Raw genomic sequence first — 19,811 nt, forward strand, 5'->3', positions numbered from 1 at the left:
AGGCGGCGGATGCGGGGATTGGCAACTGAATATGGGGATGATCGGTTTCGACGATGTCTGTTGAGTCAGGGGAAGCGGGCCGAGAACGCAGAGTTATCTCGTTAACGCTCTCTGCAAAAAAATAAGTGCCAAACCTATGCGCACTGACTTCGCTCTCGCTGCCTAAGCAGCCGGAGTAGTCCGTCAGCCCGGAGTCGCTCTCGCTCCGGATCCTGGCGTCGTTTAGAGGGCCACTGCTGAACACCTTCGCCGTCTGGGTGTTCGGGACTTTTGGACGGCTGGGCCCGGATCAGCCACTCGCTTGCAAGATGGCTGGGGCCAAGAAAATCCGACGCATGCTGCGCCCGGAGAAGTCCTGGCAATACAACATCGGACGGGGGTTCGATTCCCCCCATCTCCACCACTGCGAAGTCCTGCCCCTCTGCGGAGGGGCAGGACTTCGCTGTTTTCTCAGCTGTTGGGAAGAATTACTGTCCCTTGGTGAAAGCGGAGCCGCACCTGCGGAGCCGAGACGTCCCACACCGACGAGTGTCGAGAGACCGAGCCGGGCTCAACAGGGGGTCCCGGTACGGCTGCGGGCTCGGCCGGGGTGCGGAGGCGGTAGGTGGCAAGGATGAGCTCGGGTGCCAGCCGGAAGAATTCCCAGTCATCGGTGTCCGGAGTTGGCCGGTGCTGCTCGGTGCTGAGGGCGGAAATGATCTCTGCACGGGTCCAGCGCCGGCCTGAACGGCCGATTTCGATGAACTCCGGATGCAGCAATTCGCGAACCCGTCCGGAATTGTTCCGGGTCGAAGAGCGGAGAAGCTCGAGTTCGGCGGCGTGAATCTGTTTGTTCAGGTCCATGTGCTTCAGTCTGGCCTATGCGCCGGGGAATCCGCGCCGGGCTATCCACGCCATGGCATCCGGGGCATGGCGGCGACGGTTGCGGTGCAGCCTATGTCTCCCATTCTTTTCCCGCACCCTTTTCCAACCCGGGGCGAATCCCTAGGCTGGAATACGGGCAGGGGGGCTCCTCCAAGAGATCAAGGACCTCACATGGCACAGCCGGGCAGCAGCGACAATCCGTTGAAGATGGGCGTTTTCTCCATCTCTCCCGCACTGGCGGCAGGGGAGAAGAAGGGATTTTTCGCCGACAATAACGTGCATGTGACGTTGGAGCAGGTCCAGTCCTCGGAGCAGCAGTTCCGCGACTTCGCGGCCGGAAACTACGATGTCCTGCAAACTGCGTGGGACAACGTGGTCAATTACCGCTGCAACGCCTCCAGTAGCCTCGGCCGGCCGCTGAATGTCGTGGCAGATTTTGCCCTGGATCTGGGTATGGGCCTCAGCGTCATCAGCCCGCCGGAGATCACCTCGCTGGAAGCGGTCCGCGGCGGTGAGGTGGCCGTGGACGACGCGGACAGCGGATACGCCTACGTGATCTACTCGATCCTTGAAAAGGCAGGACTCCGCCGGGACACCGACTACACAGTGGTGGGCCAGGGCAGTGTGGCGGAGCGCTTCCGGCACATGAATGACGGCTACACCGCGGCCACGCTGCTTAGCAACGGCCTCGAAGCGCTGGCCCGCGAAGAGGGCCTGAACCAGCTGGCCGATGAATCGTCCCTCGGCATGCCGTATGTGGGCAGCGTGGCTGCCTGGAACGGAGACTTCTACTCGGAAAACCGGGACACGGCAGCCCGGTTCCGCGACGCCTATGAAAATGCGCTGGCCTGGGTGCTGGACCCGGCCAACCAAGACGAGGCGGCTGACTTGGTGGGAAGCATGCGCGGCCTGCTCAAACCGGATGCACGCCTGGTGCTGGACGCCGAGCTTGGTCCCTGGGGCATCGCCCGGAACACCACCATTGACGACGACGCCGCCCGCGCCGTGATCGGCCTGCGCCAGCAGTACAACGGGTTCGACGCCGATCCGGCAGTCAATCCCCACGGTGACCTGGCGCCGTTCTTTGTCAGCAATGGGCCGGACGCAGCTCAGCGGTAGATTGCAGGGCGGCTGCCGAGGCCGTTACCGGAGCGCTTTCCTCAGTTTTCCACCCGGCCGGCTCCGGACGCGGGAAGCACGGTAAACACCGCGGGAGCGGCGTAGCCCGCCGCAGAAAACGCGTCGGAAACGGCGGCGGTGACGGCGTCGGCGTCGTTACTGGTGACCAGCGCAATGGCCGAACCGCCGAAGCCGCCCCCGGTCATCCGGGAGCCCAGCGCACCGGCGCCTCGAGCCGACTCCACCGCCAGATCAAGCTCCGGGCAGGAAATCTCGAAGTCGTCCCGCATGGAGGCGTGGCTTTCGTTGAGCAGGTTCCCGAGTTTGCCCGGACCGTCCGTCCGCAGGACGTCGACGGCGGCGAGCACCCGGGCGTTCTCCGTGACCACATGGCGGACGCGCCGGAATGTTTCCTCATCCAGAACCTCCTCGGCCGCAGCCAGGTCGTCCAGGGTCAGATCGCGCAGGGCATCCACGCCCATGGCCTTGGCTCCCTTTTCACAGGAGGCCCGCCGGGACGCGTAGCCGCCGCTGGAATGTTCGTGGCTCACTCGGGTGTCGATCACCAGCAGTGTCAGCCCGTTTCCGGCCAGGTCCAGCGGCACCAGCTGCGCTTCCCTGCTCCGGCAGTCCAGGAAAACGGCGTGACCTTCCTCGCCGAGCAGCGACGCGGACTGGTCCATGATGCCGGTGGGTGCGCCCACCATCAGGTTTTCGGCGCGCTGACCCAGTGCAGCAAGCTCGGGGCCGGTCAGTCCGGCATCCGAGAGGTCGTTGGCCATCACCGCAACAGCGCATTCCAGTGCAGCGGAGGAAGAGAGACCCGCCCCCAGCGGAACATCGGAATCGAGATAAAGGTCCACGCCGGGGACACCCGTGCCGCGGTCTTCAAAAGCCCACAGCACGCCCAGCGGATAGGCTGCCCAGCCCTTCACGCTGCCCGCGCTGAGGGTGTTCAGGTCTGCGCTTGCGGAACTGCCCTCGCCAAAGGCCGAGTACACCTGGGCGGTCCGGTCCCGGCGCGGCGCCGCAGCCACAACCGTTGACCGGTCAATGGCGAAGGGCAGGACAAAACCGTCGTTGTAGTCAGTGTGCTCCCCGATCAGGTTCACACGTCCGGGAGCGGACCAGATACCTGCCGGTTCCCGGCCGAAGCGGGCGGTGAATGCGGCGGAGAGTTCGGGAGCCGAGAGGGTCATGAGAGCACCTTTCCGGAAGTCGAGGGAACAGCGGCGCGCAGGTTTGCTGCCACCTGTTCCGGGATGGTGTCGTTGATGAAGGCACCCATGGCGGCTTCGGACCCGGCCAGGAACTTGAGCTTGTCTTCGGCCCGGCGGGGCGAGGTGAGCTGCAGGTGCAGGCGGCTGGCCGGACGGAACCGGGCGTCCAGCGGCGCCTGCTGCCAAGCGGCGATGTACGGGGTGGGGGTGGAATAGAGGCCGTCCACGCGGGCCAGCAGATCCAGATAAACAGCGGTCAGATCATCGCGTTCTTCATCCCGGAGTTCAGCGAGGTCAGCCACCTGGCGGTGCGGAACAAGATGGACTTCCAGCGGCCAGCGGGCGGCAAAGGGAACATAGGCACTGAAGTGTTCGCCTTCGAGGATCATCCGTTCTCCCGAGCTCCGTTCGGCCTCCAGCGCCGCACCCACAAGGGTCTGCCGGCCGTCGGACGCCTCATAATAGGCAGCCGCCTGCTGCGCCATGACGGCGGACCGCGGCGGAATGAACGGGTAGGCGTAGATCTGGCCGTGCGGATGCAGCAGGGTGACGCCGATGTCCGCACCGCGGTTCTCAAAGCAGAACACCTGGCGGATTCCGTCCATCGCGGACAGTGCTTCCGTGCGCTGCGCCCAGGCGTCCACCACGGTCCGCGCGCGGTCGGGGGAGAGGGATCCGAAGGAGCCTTCGTGGGCCGAATCAAAGGCCACCACTTCGCAGCGGCCGTACGCCGGCGCCGTCGTGCCCCATGACGGGCCCTCGGGCAGGGTTCCCAGATCCGGGCCGAAAGAGGGGAACCGGTTTTCGAAGACCACCACTTCGTAATCTTCGGCGGGGATTTCGGAGGCGCGCGACGGCGTTGACGGGCACAGCGGGCACTGGTCCGCGGGCGGTAAATGGGTGCGCGACTGCCGGTGCGCCGCAACGGCGATCCACTCACCGGTTAGGGCGTCGTAGCGGGCGGTGCCGTTTCCCGGCCGGGCGGGAAGACCGCGGCTGTCCAGCGGCGCGGAGACGCGGCGCTGCGCGGTCTCGGCGGAAGAGTCAAAGTAGATGAGCTCCCGGCCGTCGGAGAGCCGAGTGCTGGTGTGGACTGTCATGGATTCCTTAGCAGGGGAAGGGGCGGTGCGGGTCATCAAGCCTGAGTCGGTGCTGCGGCTGCGACTGTGGACTCCCGCACCACAAGCTCAGTGGAAAGGATAGTGGCTGCGGGGGATTCTCCGGCGATTGCGGACAACAGCAGACGCACCATCTCTTTGCTGATGCGGTCAAAAGGCTGACGCATGGTGGTAATCGGCGGAGTTGCGTTTGCCGCCGCCGGAGAATCGTCGAAGCCCACAACTGCAATGTCCTCCGGGATGCGCTTGCCGGCATTCCGGATGGCCTCAACCGCGCCGCAGGCCATCACGTCATTGGCTGCGAAAACGGCGTCCACCTCGGGGGCGGTTTCCAGCAGTTCTTCCATGGCCCGGCGGCCGCTTTCCCTGCTGTAGTCACCGGCGGCAACCAGGCGGGGATCGAAGGAACTGCCCAGTTCTTCCCGGTATCCGCTGAGCCGGCCTCGGCCGCCGGACGTGTCATCAGGACCGGTGATCGTGGCAATGTTCCGTCGCCCGAGAGAAGCCAGATGGGCAACCGCCTGCCGGGCTCCCTGATGGTCATCAGCACTTGCGTAGCCGATCTTTCCTTCGAACCCCAGAGGAACACCGCAAGCAATCACGGGTACTCCGGAACGGTGTATGTCGCTCACAATGGACTGGCCCCGGGCATGGGAAGAAACCAGGAGAACGCCGTCCACATGGCCGCCGGTGATGAAGTCACGCGCCCTGCGCTGTTCATCAGGGCTTCCGCACATAATCAAAACCAGCGAGATGTCATGTTCGGCCAGGGCTCCGGCCGCTCCGCTCATCAGCGTGGCAAAGTTGGGGTCTTCAAAAAGACGCTCGTGCGGCTCGCTGAGCAGGAACGCCACCGTGTTGGTCCTGCTGGTGGCCAGGGACCGGGCATGGGGATTAATCCGGTAACCAGTCTTTTTGATGGCCTGGTTTACCGCCGCCAAGGCATCCGGGCTGACCCAGCGTCCGCCGTTCAGCACCCTCGAAACGGTGCCGCGGGAAACGCCGGCTTCCTGGGCCACATCATTGATGGTTGGGCGTTTTTGGGACTTAGTGCCACTCACAGACAAAGACTATCCCACCGCCTTCACGCCTTGACCGCACCGGCGGCCAGGTCCACGCGCCAGAATCGCTGCAGGAGAAGGAACATCACGATCAGCGGAATGATGGACAACAGTGCACCCGTGATGACCAGGGTGTACATGGCCGGTGCGGAGGCACCCTGATTCAGGAGTCCGTTCAGGCCAACGGTGATCGGGAATAGCTGGTCATTGCCCAACATGATGTAGGGGAGCATGAAGTTGTTCCAGATGGCTACAAACTGGAAGAGGAATACCGTCACCAGTCCGGGGAGCATCATGGGAACGGCGATCTTTCCAAAGATGCCCATCTCCGTTGCGCCGTCTGTTCGTGCAGCCTCTATGACGTCGCGGGGAACGGCCGCCGCCGCATAGATGCGGGCGAGGTAGATGCCGTAGGGGCTGATGATCTGGGGCAGCAGAACGGCCCAGTAGGTATTCGTCAGCCCCACTTGGGCCAGCAGGAAATACTGCGGGATGGCAAGGATGACACCGGGGACGAGGACGCCCATCAGCAGGACATTGAATACCGCTCCCTTACCCGGGAAGTTGAACTTGGCCAGCACATAGCCGGACAGGGCCGAGACAAATGTGGAGGCAACTGCACCGACGCCGGCGTACAGGGCGGTGTTTCCCATCCACCGCCAGAATAACCCGTCCCGGTACGCGCTCAGGTCGGTGATGTTGGACCACAGATGTCCGCTCGGGAGCAGGGTGTTGGTGGAGAACAGCTCGGCGGCATCTTTGGTGGAGGCCATCACTACCCAGAGCACGGGAAACAGGCAGTACAGCGCACCGAGAACCAGGATGGCTGTGGCCGCGGCACTGGGTTTGTCCTCTGGCCGGGACACTTTTTCCCTGTGATGCCGTGTGGTTTGGGGTGCGGAGGGGGCGGCGGTGACGGCCATGTCAGTCTTCCTGTCCGAAGGCGCGCTTTTGGACAATGCGCAGGAATACAAAGGAAATAATCAGGGTGGCCGCAGCGATAACCACGGAGCTTGCGGCGGCAGAATAAACATCGTCCCGGGTAAAAGCATCCCGGTAGATCTTCATCAGCGGCGTCCAGGTGGTGGAGAGGGTGTTGGCCAGCGGGCGCAGCGTGGTGGGTTCAGCGAAAACCTGCAGGGTGGCCACGATGGAGAACAACCCGGTCATGATCAGTGAAGGCAGAACAATGGGGATCTTGATGCGCAGCGCAATCTGGATTTCACTGGCACCATCTAGCCGGGCTGCCTCGTAGATGTCGGACGGGACCGCCTTCAGCGCGGTGTAAATAACGATCATGTTGAAGCCGACGCCGCCCCAAAGGGCAATATTGGCCACACCGATCATGATCAGCTGCGAGGAGAGAATTTCCGGAAGGTCAATGCCCAGCTTGCCGGCCATAAAGTAAACCGGACTGACATTGGGCAGGTAAAGGAATCCCCACAGCAGGGAACTGATAACTGCGGGAACCGCGTAGGGCAGAAAAATACTCACTCTGGACGCGGTGGTGGCACGCGCCCGCCGGGAGTCCAGCAGCAGGGCAAACAGCAGGGCCAGGCCGAGCATCGACGGGATCAGGATCAGCCCGTAGAGGAGTACACGGCCAACACTGGCGCCAAATTCAGGATCCCCCAGGGCGCCGGCGTAGTTTTCCCAGCCGGCAAAGACTTCCTTCCGGCTGCCTGAGCCCAGCCCCAGCCCGGAAACCTCGACTTTACGGAAGCTCAGGTACAGGGTGTAAAAGATTGGGGCCGCCATGAAGAGCGTGAAGAGCACGATGCCCGGCGCCAGCATGAGATAAGGCGTGAGGACCCGGGTCTTGAAAGATCCGGGCCGGTTGGGGCTGCGCTGCTGCCGATTGGCTGCAGGCCTTTCGGTACTTGTTCTAACGGTCACCGGGAAAACCCTTCACAGGGGGCGCTGCAGCGAATGGCTGCAGCGCCCGACTTCATTTACTTAACGTTGAATCCGCTGTCTTTGAGATTGCTTGTTGTGATGTCCTGCATTGCTTTCAAAGCGGCCTGGAACGCAGATTTGGTCTTGGCTTCGGCAGCCTTGGCAAACTCATCGTTGTAGGCGCTGAATGCCACGTTGACGTTGGGTCCGTAGGTGAACGGAGCGACTGTGGTCGACACCTCGTTGACCACGTCGTAGAAGTCCGGCTGGTTGCTGAAGAACTCCGGAGCCTTAGTCAAGGCGGCTGCCGCTTCTTCGCTGGCCGCCGGATAGACCCCTGATTCCTCGGCCAGAACCTTGACGGCTTCAGGGTCCGTGTTCAGCCAGGCCGCAAATTCGGTGGCTTCATCCACGTGCTCGCTCTGGGATGTCACTGCCGTGGATGACCCGCCCCAGGCGCCCGTCGCCGGGTTGGCAGTATCCCACTGCGGCAGGGGTGCGGCACGCCACAATCCGGCGGTATCGGCGGCGTTGCCTTCAAGCACTCCGGGAGCCCAGACAGCGCTGAGCCACCCGACCTGGGTGCCGTCGTTGAGTCCGGCATTCCACTCCGGTGTGTACATCGGCTTGTTGTCGATAGCTCCCTCTTCCACGAGGGAGCCCCAGTAGGATGCCACTGAAGTGCTGTCCGGGCTGTCGATGTCCACGCCCCAGGCATCGCTGTCCACGGACCACCAAGAGGTCCCGGCCTGCTGCGCCAGGCCGGTGAACCAACCGGCGTCATTGGCTGAGAAAGTCCCGAGATAGCGCTTGGGATCGCTGGCATGGATCACCCGAGCTGCCTCCGCGTATTCCTCCCAGGTAGTGGGTGCCTCGAGGCCCAGTTCCTTGAAGATGTCTTCGCGGTAGAAGAACATCATGGGTCCGGAATCCTGAGGGACTGCGTATACGCCGTCTCCGCCGAGTGTCACGTTTCCCCAGATGCCCGCAGGGAACTTTGAGGAAAGGTCCCCGGCGCCGTCGGAGATGTCGGCAAGGGCGTCGGAGGAAACCAGAGTGGGGATCTTCTGGTATTCGGCCTGGATCAAATCGGGGGCGCCGCTTCCGGCCTTAATCGCGGTGAGCAGTTTGGTGATGGCCGGATCGCCGCCGTCCTGCTTGGAAACGGTGACTTGGATATCGGGGTTTTCCTCATTCCAGATATCCACCACCTTTTCGATGTTTGGAGCCCAGGTCCAGAATGTCAGGCTGACCGGTTCGTCGCCTCCTGATGATGAACCGCACCCTGCCGTGAGCAGTGCTGTGGCCGCGGCAGTGGCAAAAGCGCCGGCACGCAGAAATTTCCGCATTTCGTCCTCCTTGTCGAAAGCAATCCCCACTGTGCCCAAACGGACCCTCTCAGCAGGGGCTGTGAGCGGTTCCAATTACACACACCGTCATTGCTCCTGTCAATGTCGTGATTATTTTGTTTGCTGTTTCAGTTTCCCGTGTTAGAACTGGGAGCGAGCACAGTCAAAAGGGGAGATTATGACCATTGAAGTGAATTCGGGCGACGCTGGCCCGGCTACCGGGTATCCGCACGAGGGGCCAACCGTTCAAACGGGACGTTCCTGGCCCGCCGGCGAAGGACTGAAGTACGGCGGCGACTACAACCCCGAGCAGTGGCCGCGGGAAGTATGGGTGGAGGACATCGCCCTGATGAAGGAAGCCGGCATCAACCTGGTCAGCATCGGAATCTTCTCCTGGGCGATCCTGGAGCCCCGGGAAAACGAATTCGATTTTTCCTTCCTCGATGACATTATGGCGATGCTCGCCGAAGCTGGTATCGGCGTGGATCTGGGCACGCCAACCGCTGCCCCGCCGGCGTGGTTCTGGAAAAAGTATCCTTCTGCCCGTCCGGTGACCCGCGAAGGGCTGACGCTCGGCCACGGCTCACGAGGGATGGCGAGTCCCAGCTCTCCGGAGTACCGCGAACACGCCGTCGCAATCACCACCCAGCTGGCCCGCCGTTACGCCGGGCATCCGGCCCTGCGGATGTGGCATGTCCACAACGAATACGGTGCGCCCGTCAGCGAATGCTACTCGGAGGGTTCAGTTGCCGCTTTCCGTGCGTGGCTGCAGGCCCGGTACTCCACCCTGGAGGCCCTGAACCTCGCGTGGGGCACCACTTTCTGGGGCCAGCGGTACGGCGAATGGGAGGAGATCGACGCGCCGAGGGTTTCCGCCGGCGTCGTCAACCCGGCCCAACGGCTGGACTTCAAGCGCTTCACCTCGGATGCCATGCTGGAGTGCTTTATCGCGGAGCGGGACGCCATCCGGGCCCACACGCCCGAACTGCCGGTAACTACCAACTTCATGGCCACCAACTGTCCCTCTGTGGACTATTGGAAGTGGAGCCGGGAAGTGGATGTTGTCGCCAACGATTACTACCTGGTGGCCGAGCGTGAGGACAACCACGTCCTGCTGGCACTGGATGCGGACTTCACCCGGTCCCTGGCCCGTAACAGGCCGTGGATGCTCATGGAGCACTCCACCTCCGCCGTGAACTGGCAGCCGCGCAACGTGGCCAAGCGCGCCGGTGAAATGATGCGCAACAGTCTCAGCAGCGTGGCGCGCGGAGCCGACGCCGTCATGTTCTTCCAGTTCCGGGCATCCCGCTCCGGAGCGGAGAAATTCCATTCAGCCATGCTTCCCCACGAGGGTCCCTCGTCCCGGATCTGGCGGGAAGTCCTCGAGCTGGGCCGGTCCCTGGAACAGCTGGAGGAGTTGCGCGGTTCCGTTGTCCGGGCCCGGGTTGCCATTCTCTGGGACGTTGAGTCCTTCTGGGCGCAGGATCTGGAGTACCGTCCCTCGGTGGACCTGGATCACCGCGAACGGATTGAGGCTTTCTATGCGGTGCTGTTCAACCGCGGGATCGCCACCGATTTTGCCCACCCCGAAGATGACCTCAGCGCGTACGACCTTGTTTTGGCTCCGGCGTCCTACGCGGTCACTCCCGCAGGGAAGGAGAACCTCAAAGCCTATGTCTCCGGCGGAGGAAATCTTGTGGCCTCCTACTTCTCCGGCATCGTCGATGATGCGGACGCCGTACCGGCGGGCGGATACCCCGGCCAGCTGCGGGAGGTACTGGGCCTGGTGGTTTCCGAGTGGCTTCCGCTGCGCGAAGGCGTCACCGTGACCCTGGACAACGGATCCGCCGCTACGGTCTGGGCGGAAGACCTCACCCTTCAGGGCGCGACGGCGCTGGCCGGGTATGCCGACGGCCCGGCCGCAGGACAGCCCGCCGTCACCACTCATCAGTTTGGTGCGGGCCGGTCCTGGTACATCTCCACTAAGCCCGAGCCGGAATACCTGGACGCCTTCCTCTCATCCGTCCTGGAGGAGGCAGGGCTCGGCGGCACAGCAAGCGTTCCGGCGCTGGAAACAGTGACGAGATCCTCGGACTCGGCGCAGTATCACTTCGCCCTCAATCATGGATCAGTCCCGGTGCCGGTTCCTTCATTCGGCACTGATCTGCTGTCCGGAGCGGCAGTGGGCGAGGGGGACAAGATCCCTGCAGGCGGATGCATGGTGATCAGGCGTAACGGCTAGGAGCACGGTCTGGCCGGCCAGCCTCCCAGGGCTGGCCGGTTAGCGCCAGCTACAAAACGGGCCGGCCACCGGTCACGGCGACGCGCGCGCCGGAAATGTAGCTGCCGTCGTCGGACGCCAGCAGTACATAGACCGGGGCAAGCTCAGCCGGCTGCCCGGGGCGTCCCAGCGGCACATCTGATCCAAAGGACTCCACCTTCTCCGGCGGCATGGTGGCCGGAATCAGCGGGGTCCAGATGGGGCCGGGCGCCACGCTGTTGACGCGGATTCCCTTCTCGCCCAGCAGCTGGGCCAGGCTGGCGGAGAAGTTGGCAATGGCCGCCTTGGTGGCGGCGTAGGGCGCCAGCGTGGGGCTGGGCATATCCGAATTCACTGAGGAACTGCCGATGATCGCGGATCCGGGTGCCATGTGCGGCAGGGCGGCCTTAACCAGGTAGAACATCGCGTTGATGTTGACCTTGAAGGTGTACTCCCACTCTTCGTCGGAAATCTCATCCAGCGATTCATGGTCCATCTGGTACGCGGCATTGTTGACCAGGACATCGATCTTGCCGAATTCCCGCACGGCCGTTTCGATGACTTTCCGGCACTGCTCGGCGGTATCCAGGTCTCCGGGAACGAGAACGGCACGGCGGCCGGCTTCCTCGACCCAGCGGGCGGTTTCCCTGGCGTCGTCGTCCTCATTCAGGTAGGAGATGACGACGTCGGCGCCTTCGCGGGCGAAAGCGATGGCCACAGCCCGTCCAATGCCGCTGTCTCCGCCGGTGATGACCGCGGTTTTGCCTTTGAGCTTGTCCATGCCGCGGTATGACTTTTCACCGCAGTCCGGGGTGGGCGTCATCTTGTCCTGGGTGCCGGGACTGTCCTGCTGCTGAGCGGGCTGATTCATGGTGTTCCTCTCGCCGGGAAAGTGGTAAGCAGGCTTATAATTTAGACGTACCGACGTTGCTTGTGAAGCCTTAGGTTTTTCAGCCGGGGAAACCTTTTCAGCAGAGGAGACCATGATGCCCGCAGCAGATGACCGTCCCGCCGTACCCACGGAGAATGAAGCAGATGCGCTGGACCAACAGGCCCCGGCGGTTCCCGAAGCCGAGGAAGACTCTGGAATTCAGGACTCCGTTCGGGCGCACGGAGATCCGCTGCGTGCGGACGGGTCCGAGGCTGACCGGCTGGAACAGGATGCTGACGGCGGAACGACTGCCGATGAGGATGACTACCCCCACGGCAGCGAGGGCGAGCGGGAGTAAAACCCTGACGGCCGTCAGGCAGCTCGTCGGGCTGAAGCCGCCGTCGCACCATGCAGCGGCCCGGTAAGGACCTGCCTGGTGTGGGCTTCCAGATCGGCGATGGCACGGTCCGGCAAATCAATGATGCCGCGCAGCGAACCGCGCAGGCTGCGGTAGGCCGCGTCCACTTCGGACCGCGGCGCCGAGTCATCAAGAATGATGTTCAGGGCCTGCCGGGCGGTGGCGAGCTTACTGCGTTCGGCCGCCGTCAGATCGGACTGGCCGCGGCGCCGGGCATACCGTTCCGCTGTCAGGAAGGCGACCTCAAACCGGTTTACAGCGGAGAAGAGCTTGGAACGCTCGGCCGGTCCCCGGTCCAAATCCAGAGCCTCGGCCTCGGCGGCCCGGATTCCCTGCATGGCAACAACGACGTCCCGGATCACCGGATCCGTGTAATCGGTCATCACCGGGTAATCGATCATCAGGGCAACGTCCGTCTCATAACGCGACCACTGTACGAGCAGCTCATCCCTACGCAGGTACAGCCGACGCCAGGACTCGGCCTGCGCAGCGGCGTCGGTCCGCCGGTTTTGTGCGGCCCGGGCACGGCGCCGGGAGGAGCGCACACCCATGCCCAGGAGCACCGCCGCGCCGATGCACAGCGACGGGGTGAAAAAGGCGGCGAAGAAGGACCAGATCGAGGGGTCGCCGTCGTCACCATATACGGCAGCCTGGACAAGCTGGAGGGCGCCGTAACCCAATACGGCGACCAGGCCTGCGGCCAAGGCCGCAACGATAAGTGCTGCTACCGCGACTCTTTTTGCCACTCTCTTCAGCATGGCGCCAGCTTACCGAACCTCGGGCGTGCAGGCACAGGGGTTGCGACTCACCTCACGCTGACCGGTCGCCGGTCCTAGTGCTTCAAATAGTTCAGCACCCGATCCGCCAGACCGGCCCCCACAACATCCGGCGACCGCTTGTTTCCGCGCACCTCGAACATGTGGTTTGCACCCTCGACCCGCTCCACCCGGGCATTGGGTCCAATCCGTTCCGCCACCGGCTCAAGCTCCCCGGGAAGCGCAAACGGATCACGGGTGCCCTGCAGAAACAGCATGGGCAGGGTCAGGCCGTACAGATGCTCGTCCCGCATTTTCTCCGGTTTGCCCGGCGGATGCAGGGGATAGCCCAGAAAGATGAGTCCCGCCGTCGTCATGCCCTCCGCCGCTGCCATGGAGGCCATGCGTCCGCCAAAAGACTTGCCGCAGCTCCACAGCGGCAGGCCCGCTGTTCGGGACGCCGCCGCCTCCATGGCGGAACGCCAGGAATCGATCGCCAGCGGCGGCCGGTCGGGAAATTTCTTGCCGGCCTCCCGATACGGAAAGTTGAAGCGCAGCGTCGCCACGCCGCCGGCGTTCAGTGCATCGGTGAAGCCGGTCAGGAACGGATGGTCCATCCCCGCTCCCGCCCCGTGCGCGACGACGACGGCGGCCGTTGGGTCATCGGGTGCGGCAAACGCGGCGGAAACCTCGAGGTCACCGACAGGGAGATGGAACTCCTCGCGCAAGACAGGCATGTGTTCCAATTTACCGGCGGCGGGAAAGAAGCCGGACCCCCATACGGGCCGAACCCCTCAGCCTAGCGTTCGGGACCATCGGCACGGAGGTCGCTGCCGCCGTCGGACGCGTCCGGAAGCGAGCCAAAGCTGCGCTTGACCCCGGTGCCCTTGCCCAGCTCCTCGGGGTTGGGTGCGGCGGTGAGGATCAGGACGAGGAAAATCAGCAGCGAAACAATGAAGGTGGCGCAGGCGGCCGCAACGCCCAGTTCCCACCGGAACTCGCGTTCGGTTCCTCCGGTGGAAAAGACAGCCACTGCCACGCCGGCCACCACCGCCATGACAGCGGAGATAATTACCGGCACATTGCCGTAATTCGCAGGAGGACCCTGCGTTCCAGAAGATGTTCCTTCGGCCATGGCCATTCCTCCTGCGGAAGGTGAATCGCACGGCCATCGTATGCCTCATCCGATGAACCCGATAGAGTCCGCTGGAAAGAGCGGTTTGGGAGCAGGACGAGGACACCGGCAGCGGAAGGAGGCCCGCAATGCGCAAGGTAACGGCAGCACTGTTCAGCTCGATTGACGGCGTAGTGGAGAACCCGGGGGAGTGGCAGTTTGACCACTTTGACGAGGACATGGGACCGCTGATGGAATCAGTTCTGGCCACGCAGGACACGGTGCTGCTCGGCCGGGTTACGTACCAGCAGTGGGCAGATTATTGGCCGGGAAACACGGAGGACGGATTCGGTGAGTTCATCAATCCGGTCGAGAAGATTGTCGCGTCCCGGACGCTCTCCGATGCGGACCTCGGCTGGAACAATGCGCGGCTCATGGACGGAGAATTGGAAGAGTTTGTCCGCCGGCTCAAAGAGCGAGACGGCGGAGACATCGCCGTGAACGGCAGTATTTCCCTGGTCCGGCAGCTTCTTTTTGCCGGATTGCTGGATTCCCTGACCCTGATGGTGCATCCGGTGGTGGCCGGAGACGGGCAGCGCCTGTTTCAGCCGGGTGACCCGCGGACCCGGCTGAAACTGCTGGATTCACAGATCACGGCCTCGGGCAACGCCATCCTGACCTACGCGCCGCGGGCGTAACGTTTGGCGGCCGGCGGGATTTACGGAATGTAAAAGAGCGGCAGGGCGCGGTTGACCAGCGGACCCACGAGCAGGGCGAAGGCCACCGTTCCGAGTCCCACGGTGCCGCCGAGCGCCCAGCCGAGGGCAAGGACTGTCACCTCAATGCCCGTGCGCACCGCCCAGACGGGCCAGCCAAACCGGCTGTGCATGCCTGTCATCAGCCCGTCACGCGGCCCCGGGCCCATTCGGGCACCGATATAGAGGCCCGTGGCCGCAGCCAGCAGCACCAGTCCGCCGGTGAAAACCAGCACCTGCCCCCAAAGCGGCCCCGGTGCGGGCATCAGGGCCAGACAGACTTCGGCGCTGGGGCCCACCAGCAGGACGTTGAGGACGGTGCCGATACCCGGCTTTTGCCGGAGCGGAATCCACAACAGCAGCACCAGTGCTCCGATCAGGATGCTGGCCACGCCGAATGATATGCCCGCCTGCCCGGCGGCACCCTGCCCCAGGACATCCCACGGAGACACGCCCAGATGCGCCTGGATCATCATGCCGATCGCGAAGCCGTAGCAAAAGAGGCCGAACAGCAGCTGGACGGCGCGGCGAAGGTTGATCCAAGTCATGGCCTAAGACAAGCCGGTTCGCCGCTGTACTTCAAGCTGTGTTCTGCTTCGCCGCAAAGATGTCAGCGGCTCGCCCTGGGCTCAGTCGGAGGGACCGAGCGGCCGGACCGGTTGCCGCAGCACCGTCCTGAGCTTTTCGGGGGCGGTCCGCCGCGGATCGCTCAGGTAAATCTCGTGGTGGTCCCCGTTGAATGTGAGCCCGTGCGCCGGCATCCACTGGCGGTGCAGACGCTGCAGAACCGGGCCCTCGGCGTCGTAGGAGCCGAAGTACAAAATCTGGACCGAGGTGCCTTCGGTCAGAGTGCGCAGACGGACCTTGTCCAGGCCCGGCGGGTTCTTCTTTTTGCGGACGGCATCGATGGCGGCGAGGACCAGATCCTGCGTAATCCAGGGCGGCTGGGCAACCAGCATGGTCCAGTCCCAGGAATTTTTGTCGCCGCGGGTGAACGCTTCCATGTCGGCGGCACGCCACTGCCCCTCCAGGGGAGCCACTGTGAAGTCCCGTTCCAGATCCTGTTTCGACGCAAACTTGACCGCGTACGCCGTGGGGTACAAGCATCCCAGGGCGCCCGCATACTCGGCTGAGGTGTTCGGGTCCCCGTGGCCGTCGTAGGCGAGATACTGCAGGGCTGGAACGTCCACCAGCGAAAAGTCGCCCCGTTTTGGCGCGTAAAGCTCGGGGTAGGCCTTCTTGAAGTCAAACTTTTCCATCCCGTGTTCCGCCTTTCCGCCGGTAATCAGGGTAGGTCCGGCGGGCACCCCGGGCTACCGTCAGCGCAGAAACGGCTAGCATCCATGCAGGGAACCCGCCATTTCCCTGTAGCTGCCATCAAGTCCCCGACGAACGGAACCCGTCCATGTTTCACGGCACAGCCGCCACCGTGGTGTTGCTTCGCGACGCCCCCGAGGGACTGCAGGTACTGCTGCTGGAGCGGCCCCGCAACCGGGGGTCCTTCGCCGGGGCATGGGTCTTTCCCGGCGGCGTGGTGGACCCGGGTGACTACGGCCAGTCCGCGGACGACGACGTCGAACTCGCCGCCGCGCGGCAGGCCGGGGTGCGCGAGACTGCGGAGGAAACCGGGTTGCAGCTGAAATTGCCCGAACTCCGGCGGCTGTCCTGCTGGGTTCCGCCGCCTGAAGCACCCCGCCGCTACAGGACCTGGTTCTTCCTGGCTCCGGCACCGGACGGCGCTGTTCTGCTCAGCCCCGACGAACACGTCGACTCCATCTGGCTCGCCCCGGATGAGGCCTTGGAACGGCACCGGGCAGGAACCATGAGCCTCTTTCCGCCCACCTGGGTGACTCTGCACGGACTGCTGGGAGCAGACACCGTTGAACAGGCACTCGTTCGCGCCTGCGCTGCCGCACCGGAAACCTACGCCACGCGGCAGCTGCCCGGGCACGTGCCGCCGGCCATGGTGTGGCACGGCGACGCTGAGTATCCGGACAACGCGGATCCGGCAGCACCGCTCGGAGAGGGGACAACTCCCCGGGATCCTTCCCATCGACACCGTCTCATCATGGACGAAAACCGATGGAGCTACGAGCGGACCCGGTAGCGCCTGGAGTCCCCGCTGCCGAAACCGCGTGCAGTTAGACTGACCGGATGAACAGCCCCTACCTGATCAGCCGCGAGCGCCTAGTTGCCGCTTCGCCGGAATCCGTGTTCGATTTGCTGGCCCGGCCCGCCATGCACAGCGTCATTGACGGGTCCGGAACGGTCCGCGATGCCCAGCCCAACGGTCCGGCCCGGCTGACGCCCGGCGCCAAGTTTGGGATGGACATGAAGATGGGGGTTCCCTACAAGATCCTCAACACGGTGACGGAATTTGATGAGGGGCACCGGATCGCGTGGCGCCATGCCGGCGGACATGTCTGGCGCTACCTTCTGGAACCGCAGGACGGCGGCACTCTGGTGACCGAGCAGTGGGACGCCAGGCACCTCCGGCACCGCGTCATGTATCGGGTTATGGGCGTGACGCGCCGGCATCCGGCCAGCCTGGAGCAGACGCTGGAGAAGCTGGCGGACCACTTCTCGGCGAAGTAGCCCGTCCCCGCACACCTCACCGCCGTGGAAGCGGCGCTGCGCCGGGCTAGAATGGACGCCGGAAAACACGGCAGCAACAACACATCGGGAGCGGCGTGGATATCTTTGATCCGGAGGCCGTCTTTCGGTTTGTGGACCTGGCCGGGGTGCTGGCCAACGGCGTGCTTGGCGGGGCGGTGGCGCGGCAGCTGCGCATGGACCCGGTGGGCTTTGTGGTGCTGGCGCTCACCTCGGCCCTGGGCGGCGGTGTGCTGCGCGATACCCTGCTGCAGGCGGGAACGCCGGTGGCCCTGGCTGATCCGGCCTATTTGCTGACCGCCATCGCCGGAGCCTTCATTGCCTACCTGATAGAGCTGAAGGGCAAGTGGGCCAACCGGTTCCTGATTGTGATCGATGCCTTTGCCCTGGGCTGCTGGGCAGCCACGGGAACGTCCAAGGCCCTCGCCGTGGACCTGGAGTGGCTGCCGGCCATCCTCATTGGCGTGGCCACCGCGGTGGGCGGCGGCATGATCCGCGACATTGTCGTGGGACGGGTGCCTGCCATCTTCGGCGGCAACACGCTCTACGCCACCGGCGCCCTGGTTGCGGCCGTGGAAATGGTGATCCTCTACAACCTAGGACTGCAGAATGTGGGCATGGGGGCAGCCATTGTCTCCGCTGCAGTGCTCTGCACAGTGGCCCGCCGCCGCGGCTGGCGCCTGCCCGGACCCGGTGAGCTGAGCGTGCGGCTGCCGCGACGGACGCGCAGGAGCACCGGCGACGACGTCGATACCGGTTCCGGGACCAGCCGCAGGAGGGAACAGGGTTGGCCCCGCCCCCGCTTCGGACGCCTTCCCCTGGCTCGCTCCCGGCGTCGGAAACCGCCGGAGCCGAACGGCGGCGCCGGCCGGCCGGGACATTGAGCCGGGAGCGAACCGCTGTGACCTCTGGTGCCCACGTGAGTAACGTGGGTCCAATGACCGCTTACAAGACCGTGAACCCCGCAACCGGGGAGACACTCAAGGAATTCGCTGAAGCTACCGACGCTGAGATTGCCGAAGCAATCAGCACCGCCCATACGGCCTTCGCCTCATGGCGAGCCCAGCCGGTGGAAGCCCGGAGCAAGGTTCTGACCCGCGTGGCTGAGCTGTACCGCGAACGAAGCGATGAGCTGGCAGCCCTGATCAGCACCGAAATGGGCAAACCCCTGCGCGAAGCGAAGGGTGAAGTGGCGCTGTCCGCAAACATTTACGAGTACTACGCCACCGAGGGTCCCGGCTTCATGGCCGATGAGGAGCTGAACGTGAAGGGCGGCGGCGGAGCCACCGTCCGCACCGAGCCGATCGGCGCGATCCTGGGCATCATGCCGTGGAACTTCCCGTACTACCAGGTGGCCCGCTTCGCCGGCCCCAACCTGATGCTGGGCAACACCGTGCTGCTCAAGCACGCCAACAACTGCCCGCAGTCTGCACTGGCGATGGAGCAGATTTTCTCTGATGCAGGACTGCCGCAGGGTACCTACATCAACCTGTTCGCCACCAATGACCAGGCAGCCGACATCATCGCCGACTCCCGGATTCAGGGTGTGTCCCTGACCGGCAGCGAGCGGGCCGGATCCGCCGTTGCTGAGGTTGCGGGCCGGAACCTGAAGAAGTACGTGCTGGAACTGGGCGGCAGCGACCCGTTCATCGTGCTCGACGCCCAGGATCTGGACGCCACGGTGAAGTCCGCCGTCGCCGGCCGGATGGGCAACGCGGGCCAGGCCTGCAACGCGGCTAAGCGTTTCATTGTCATGGATGAGATCTACGAAGACTTCGTGGAGAAATTCACGGCCGCAATGGAAAAGATCCAGCCCGGCGATCCGATGGATGAGGCCACGCGCTTCGGCCCGCTCTCCTCGCAGGCCGCCGCTGACGGCCTGGTCGAGCAGATCCGGGATGCCGTGGACAAGGGGGCAACGCTCAACACCGGCGGCGCCCTGATCGACGGCCCGGGAGCCTACATTCAGCCCACCGTGCTTACCGGCGTTACTGAGGAGATGCGCGCCTTCTCTGAGGAACTCTTCGGCCCGGTAGCTGTCATCTACAAGGTCTCCAGCACGGATGAAGCCGTGGACCTGGCGAACAGCTCGCCGTACGGACTCGGTGGAGCCGTCTTCAGCGCTGACGAGGACAAGGCCCTGGACGTTGCTGACCGCCTGGAATCGGGCATGGTCTCGATCAACGGTGTCTCCGGAACCCAGCCGGACCTGCCCTTCGGCGGAGTCAAGCGCTCTGGCGTGGGCCGCGAGCTGGGCCGCTTCGGCATGGATGAATTCGTGAACAAGAAGCTCATCCGCACGCCGCGCTCCGGCAAGTAACACCGCCGGTACTTCAGCACTACGTACGACGACGGCGGCGCACCTCCCAGCGGAGGTGCGCCGCCGTCGTCGTTGGCT

General features: G+C 64.1%; 21 protein-coding genes and 1 other RNA gene. 9 read left to right on the forward strand and 13 right to left on the reverse strand.

Features of this window, described 5'->3' with window-relative positions; all coding sequences use genetic code 11:
- The first annotated feature begins 33 nt into the window (after positions 1–33).
- Positions 34–403, forward strand: a transfer-messenger RNA (tmRNA) gene (gene ssrA / locus AC4D2W_RS06290).
- A gap of 47 nt (positions 404–450) precedes the next feature.
- Here the strand turns inward: ssrA and AC4D2W_RS06295 are convergent.
- On the reverse strand, positions 451–843 hold the full coding sequence (locus AC4D2W_RS06295) for a nuclear transport factor 2 family protein (protein ID WP_490926069.1): 393 nt from the start codon (positions 841–843) through the stop codon (positions 451–453).
- A 192-nt stretch (positions 844–1,035) separates the two neighbouring features.
- Here AC4D2W_RS06295 and AC4D2W_RS06300 point away from each other — a divergent pair, with 192 nt between their 5' ends.
- Positions 1,036–1,983: an ABC transporter substrate-binding protein gene (locus tag AC4D2W_RS06300; RefSeq protein ID WP_490926070.1), complete on the forward strand. Its 948-nt coding sequence runs from the start codon at positions 1,036–1,038 to the stop codon at positions 1,981–1,983.
- Between the two features lie 41 nt (positions 1,984–2,024).
- On the opposite strand, the gene galK is transcribed toward AC4D2W_RS06300, so the two are convergent.
- The 6 genes from galK to AC4D2W_RS06330 form a co-directional block, all read right to left on the reverse strand.
- Positions 2,025–3,182, reverse strand: a complete 1,158-nt coding sequence (gene galK, locus AC4D2W_RS06305) for a galactokinase (RefSeq protein WP_490926071.1) — start codon at positions 3,180–3,182, stop codon at positions 2,025–2,027.
- Positions 3,179–4,303 (reverse strand): galactose-1-phosphate uridylyltransferase, encoded by a 1,125-nt coding sequence (gene galT, locus AC4D2W_RS06310; RefSeq protein WP_490926072.1) that lies wholly within the window; start codon positions 4,301–4,303, stop codon positions 3,179–3,181. Before galT ends, galK begins: the two co-directional genes overlap by 4 nt.
- A 35-nt stretch (positions 4,304–4,338) precedes the next feature.
- Positions 4,339–5,382 carry a LacI family DNA-binding transcriptional regulator gene (locus AC4D2W_RS06315; RefSeq protein ID WP_490926073.1) on the reverse strand — a complete coding sequence of 348 codons (1,044 nt, stop codon included), beginning with the start codon at positions 5,380–5,382 and terminating at the stop codon, positions 4,339–4,341.
- Between the two features lie 23 nt (positions 5,383–5,405).
- Complete coding sequence (locus tag AC4D2W_RS06320) at positions 5,406–6,305, reverse strand: carbohydrate ABC transporter permease (protein ID WP_490926074.1); 900 nt, start codon at positions 6,303–6,305, stop codon at positions 5,406–5,408.
- A gap of 1 nt (position 6,306) precedes the next feature.
- Positions 6,307–7,176 carry a carbohydrate ABC transporter permease gene (locus tag AC4D2W_RS06325; RefSeq protein ID WP_490926802.1) on the reverse strand — a complete coding sequence of 290 codons (870 nt, stop codon included), beginning with the start codon at positions 7,174–7,176 and terminating at the stop codon, positions 6,307–6,309.
- A gap of 158 nt (positions 7,177–7,334) precedes the next feature.
- On the reverse strand, positions 7,335–8,627 hold the full coding sequence (locus tag AC4D2W_RS06330) for an ABC transporter substrate-binding protein (RefSeq protein ID WP_490926075.1): 1,293 nt from the start codon (positions 8,625–8,627) through the stop codon (positions 7,335–7,337).
- Between the two features lie 178 nt (positions 8,628–8,805).
- On the opposite strand from AC4D2W_RS06330, the gene AC4D2W_RS06335 reads away from it, so the two are divergent.
- On the forward strand, positions 8,806–10,869 hold the full coding sequence (locus tag AC4D2W_RS06335) for a beta-galactosidase (RefSeq protein WP_490926076.1): 2,064 nt from the start codon (positions 8,806–8,808) through the stop codon (positions 10,867–10,869).
- A gap of 49 nt (positions 10,870–10,918) precedes the next feature.
- On the opposite strand, the gene AC4D2W_RS06340 is transcribed toward AC4D2W_RS06335, so the two are convergent.
- Positions 10,919–11,758 (reverse strand): SDR family oxidoreductase, encoded by an 840-nt coding sequence (locus tag AC4D2W_RS06340; RefSeq protein ID WP_490926077.1) that lies wholly within the window; start codon positions 11,756–11,758, stop codon positions 10,919–10,921.
- Positions 11,759–11,870: 112 nt separating this feature from the next.
- Here AC4D2W_RS06340 and AC4D2W_RS06345 point away from each other — a divergent pair, with 112 nt between their 5' ends.
- Positions 11,871–12,116: a hypothetical protein gene (locus tag AC4D2W_RS06345; protein WP_490926078.1), complete on the forward strand. Its 246-nt coding sequence runs from the start codon at positions 11,871–11,873 to the stop codon at positions 12,114–12,116.
- Positions 12,117–12,130: 14 nt separating this feature from the next.
- Here AC4D2W_RS06345 and AC4D2W_RS06350 read toward each other — a convergent pair whose 3' ends face one another.
- The 3 genes from AC4D2W_RS06350 to AC4D2W_RS06360 form a co-directional block, all read right to left on the reverse strand.
- A complete protein-coding gene (locus AC4D2W_RS06350; RefSeq protein WP_490926079.1) occupies positions 12,131–12,934 on the reverse strand; it encodes a hypothetical protein in 804 nt (267 codons plus the stop codon).
- A gap of 74 nt (positions 12,935–13,008) precedes the next feature.
- Positions 13,009–13,668: an alpha/beta hydrolase family protein gene (locus AC4D2W_RS06355; RefSeq protein WP_490926080.1), complete on the reverse strand. Its 660-nt coding sequence runs from the start codon at positions 13,666–13,668 to the stop codon at positions 13,009–13,011.
- A gap of 62 nt (positions 13,669–13,730) precedes the next feature.
- Positions 13,731–14,066, reverse strand: a complete 336-nt coding sequence (locus AC4D2W_RS06360; protein WP_490926081.1) for a hypothetical protein — start codon at positions 14,064–14,066, stop codon at positions 13,731–13,733.
- A gap of 128 nt (positions 14,067–14,194) precedes the next feature.
- On the opposite strand from AC4D2W_RS06360, the gene AC4D2W_RS06365 reads away from it, so the two are divergent.
- Positions 14,195–14,743, forward strand: coding sequence for a dihydrofolate reductase family protein (locus AC4D2W_RS06365; RefSeq protein WP_490926082.1), 549 nt, complete (start codon positions 14,195–14,197; stop codon positions 14,741–14,743).
- Between the two features lie 20 nt (positions 14,744–14,763).
- On the opposite strand, the gene yczE is transcribed toward AC4D2W_RS06365, so the two are convergent.
- Together yczE and AC4D2W_RS06375 are read right to left on the reverse strand one after the other, a co-directional pair.
- A complete protein-coding gene (gene yczE, locus AC4D2W_RS06370) occupies positions 14,764–15,348 on the reverse strand; it encodes a membrane protein YczE (protein WP_490926083.1) in 585 nt (194 codons plus the stop codon).
- Positions 15,349–15,429: 81 nt separating this feature from the next.
- The gene (locus AC4D2W_RS06375; protein WP_490926084.1) at positions 15,430–16,059 is read right to left on the reverse strand and encodes a GyrI-like domain-containing protein; all 630 of its coding nucleotides are present in this window, start codon (positions 16,057–16,059) and stop codon (positions 15,430–15,432) included.
- Between the two features lie 146 nt (positions 16,060–16,205).
- Between AC4D2W_RS06375 and AC4D2W_RS06380 the strand changes: the two genes are divergently transcribed.
- The 4 genes from AC4D2W_RS06380 (at position 16,206) to AC4D2W_RS06395 (ending at position 19,733) form a co-directional block, all read left to right on the forward strand.
- Positions 16,206–16,907 (forward strand): NUDIX hydrolase, encoded by a 702-nt coding sequence (locus AC4D2W_RS06380; protein ID WP_490926085.1) that lies wholly within the window; start codon positions 16,206–16,208, stop codon positions 16,905–16,907.
- A gap of 47 nt (positions 16,908–16,954) precedes the next feature.
- Positions 16,955–17,395, forward strand: a complete 441-nt coding sequence (locus AC4D2W_RS06385) for an SRPBCC family protein (RefSeq protein WP_490926086.1) — start codon at positions 16,955–16,957, stop codon at positions 17,393–17,395.
- 95 nt (positions 17,396–17,490) lie between these two features.
- Positions 17,491–18,297, forward strand: a complete 807-nt coding sequence (locus tag AC4D2W_RS06390; RefSeq protein ID WP_490926087.1) for a trimeric intracellular cation channel family protein — start codon at positions 17,491–17,493, stop codon at positions 18,295–18,297.
- Positions 18,298–18,350: 53 nt separating this feature from the next.
- Positions 18,351–19,733 carry an NAD-dependent succinate-semialdehyde dehydrogenase gene (locus AC4D2W_RS06395; protein ID WP_490926088.1) on the forward strand — a complete coding sequence of 461 codons (1,383 nt, stop codon included), beginning with the start codon at positions 18,351–18,353 and terminating at the stop codon, positions 19,731–19,733.
- The last annotated feature ends 78 nt before the right edge of the window (positions 19,734–19,811 follow it).

The sequence above is a fragment of the Arthrobacter sp. TJ-58 genome, from assembly GCF_058269295.1.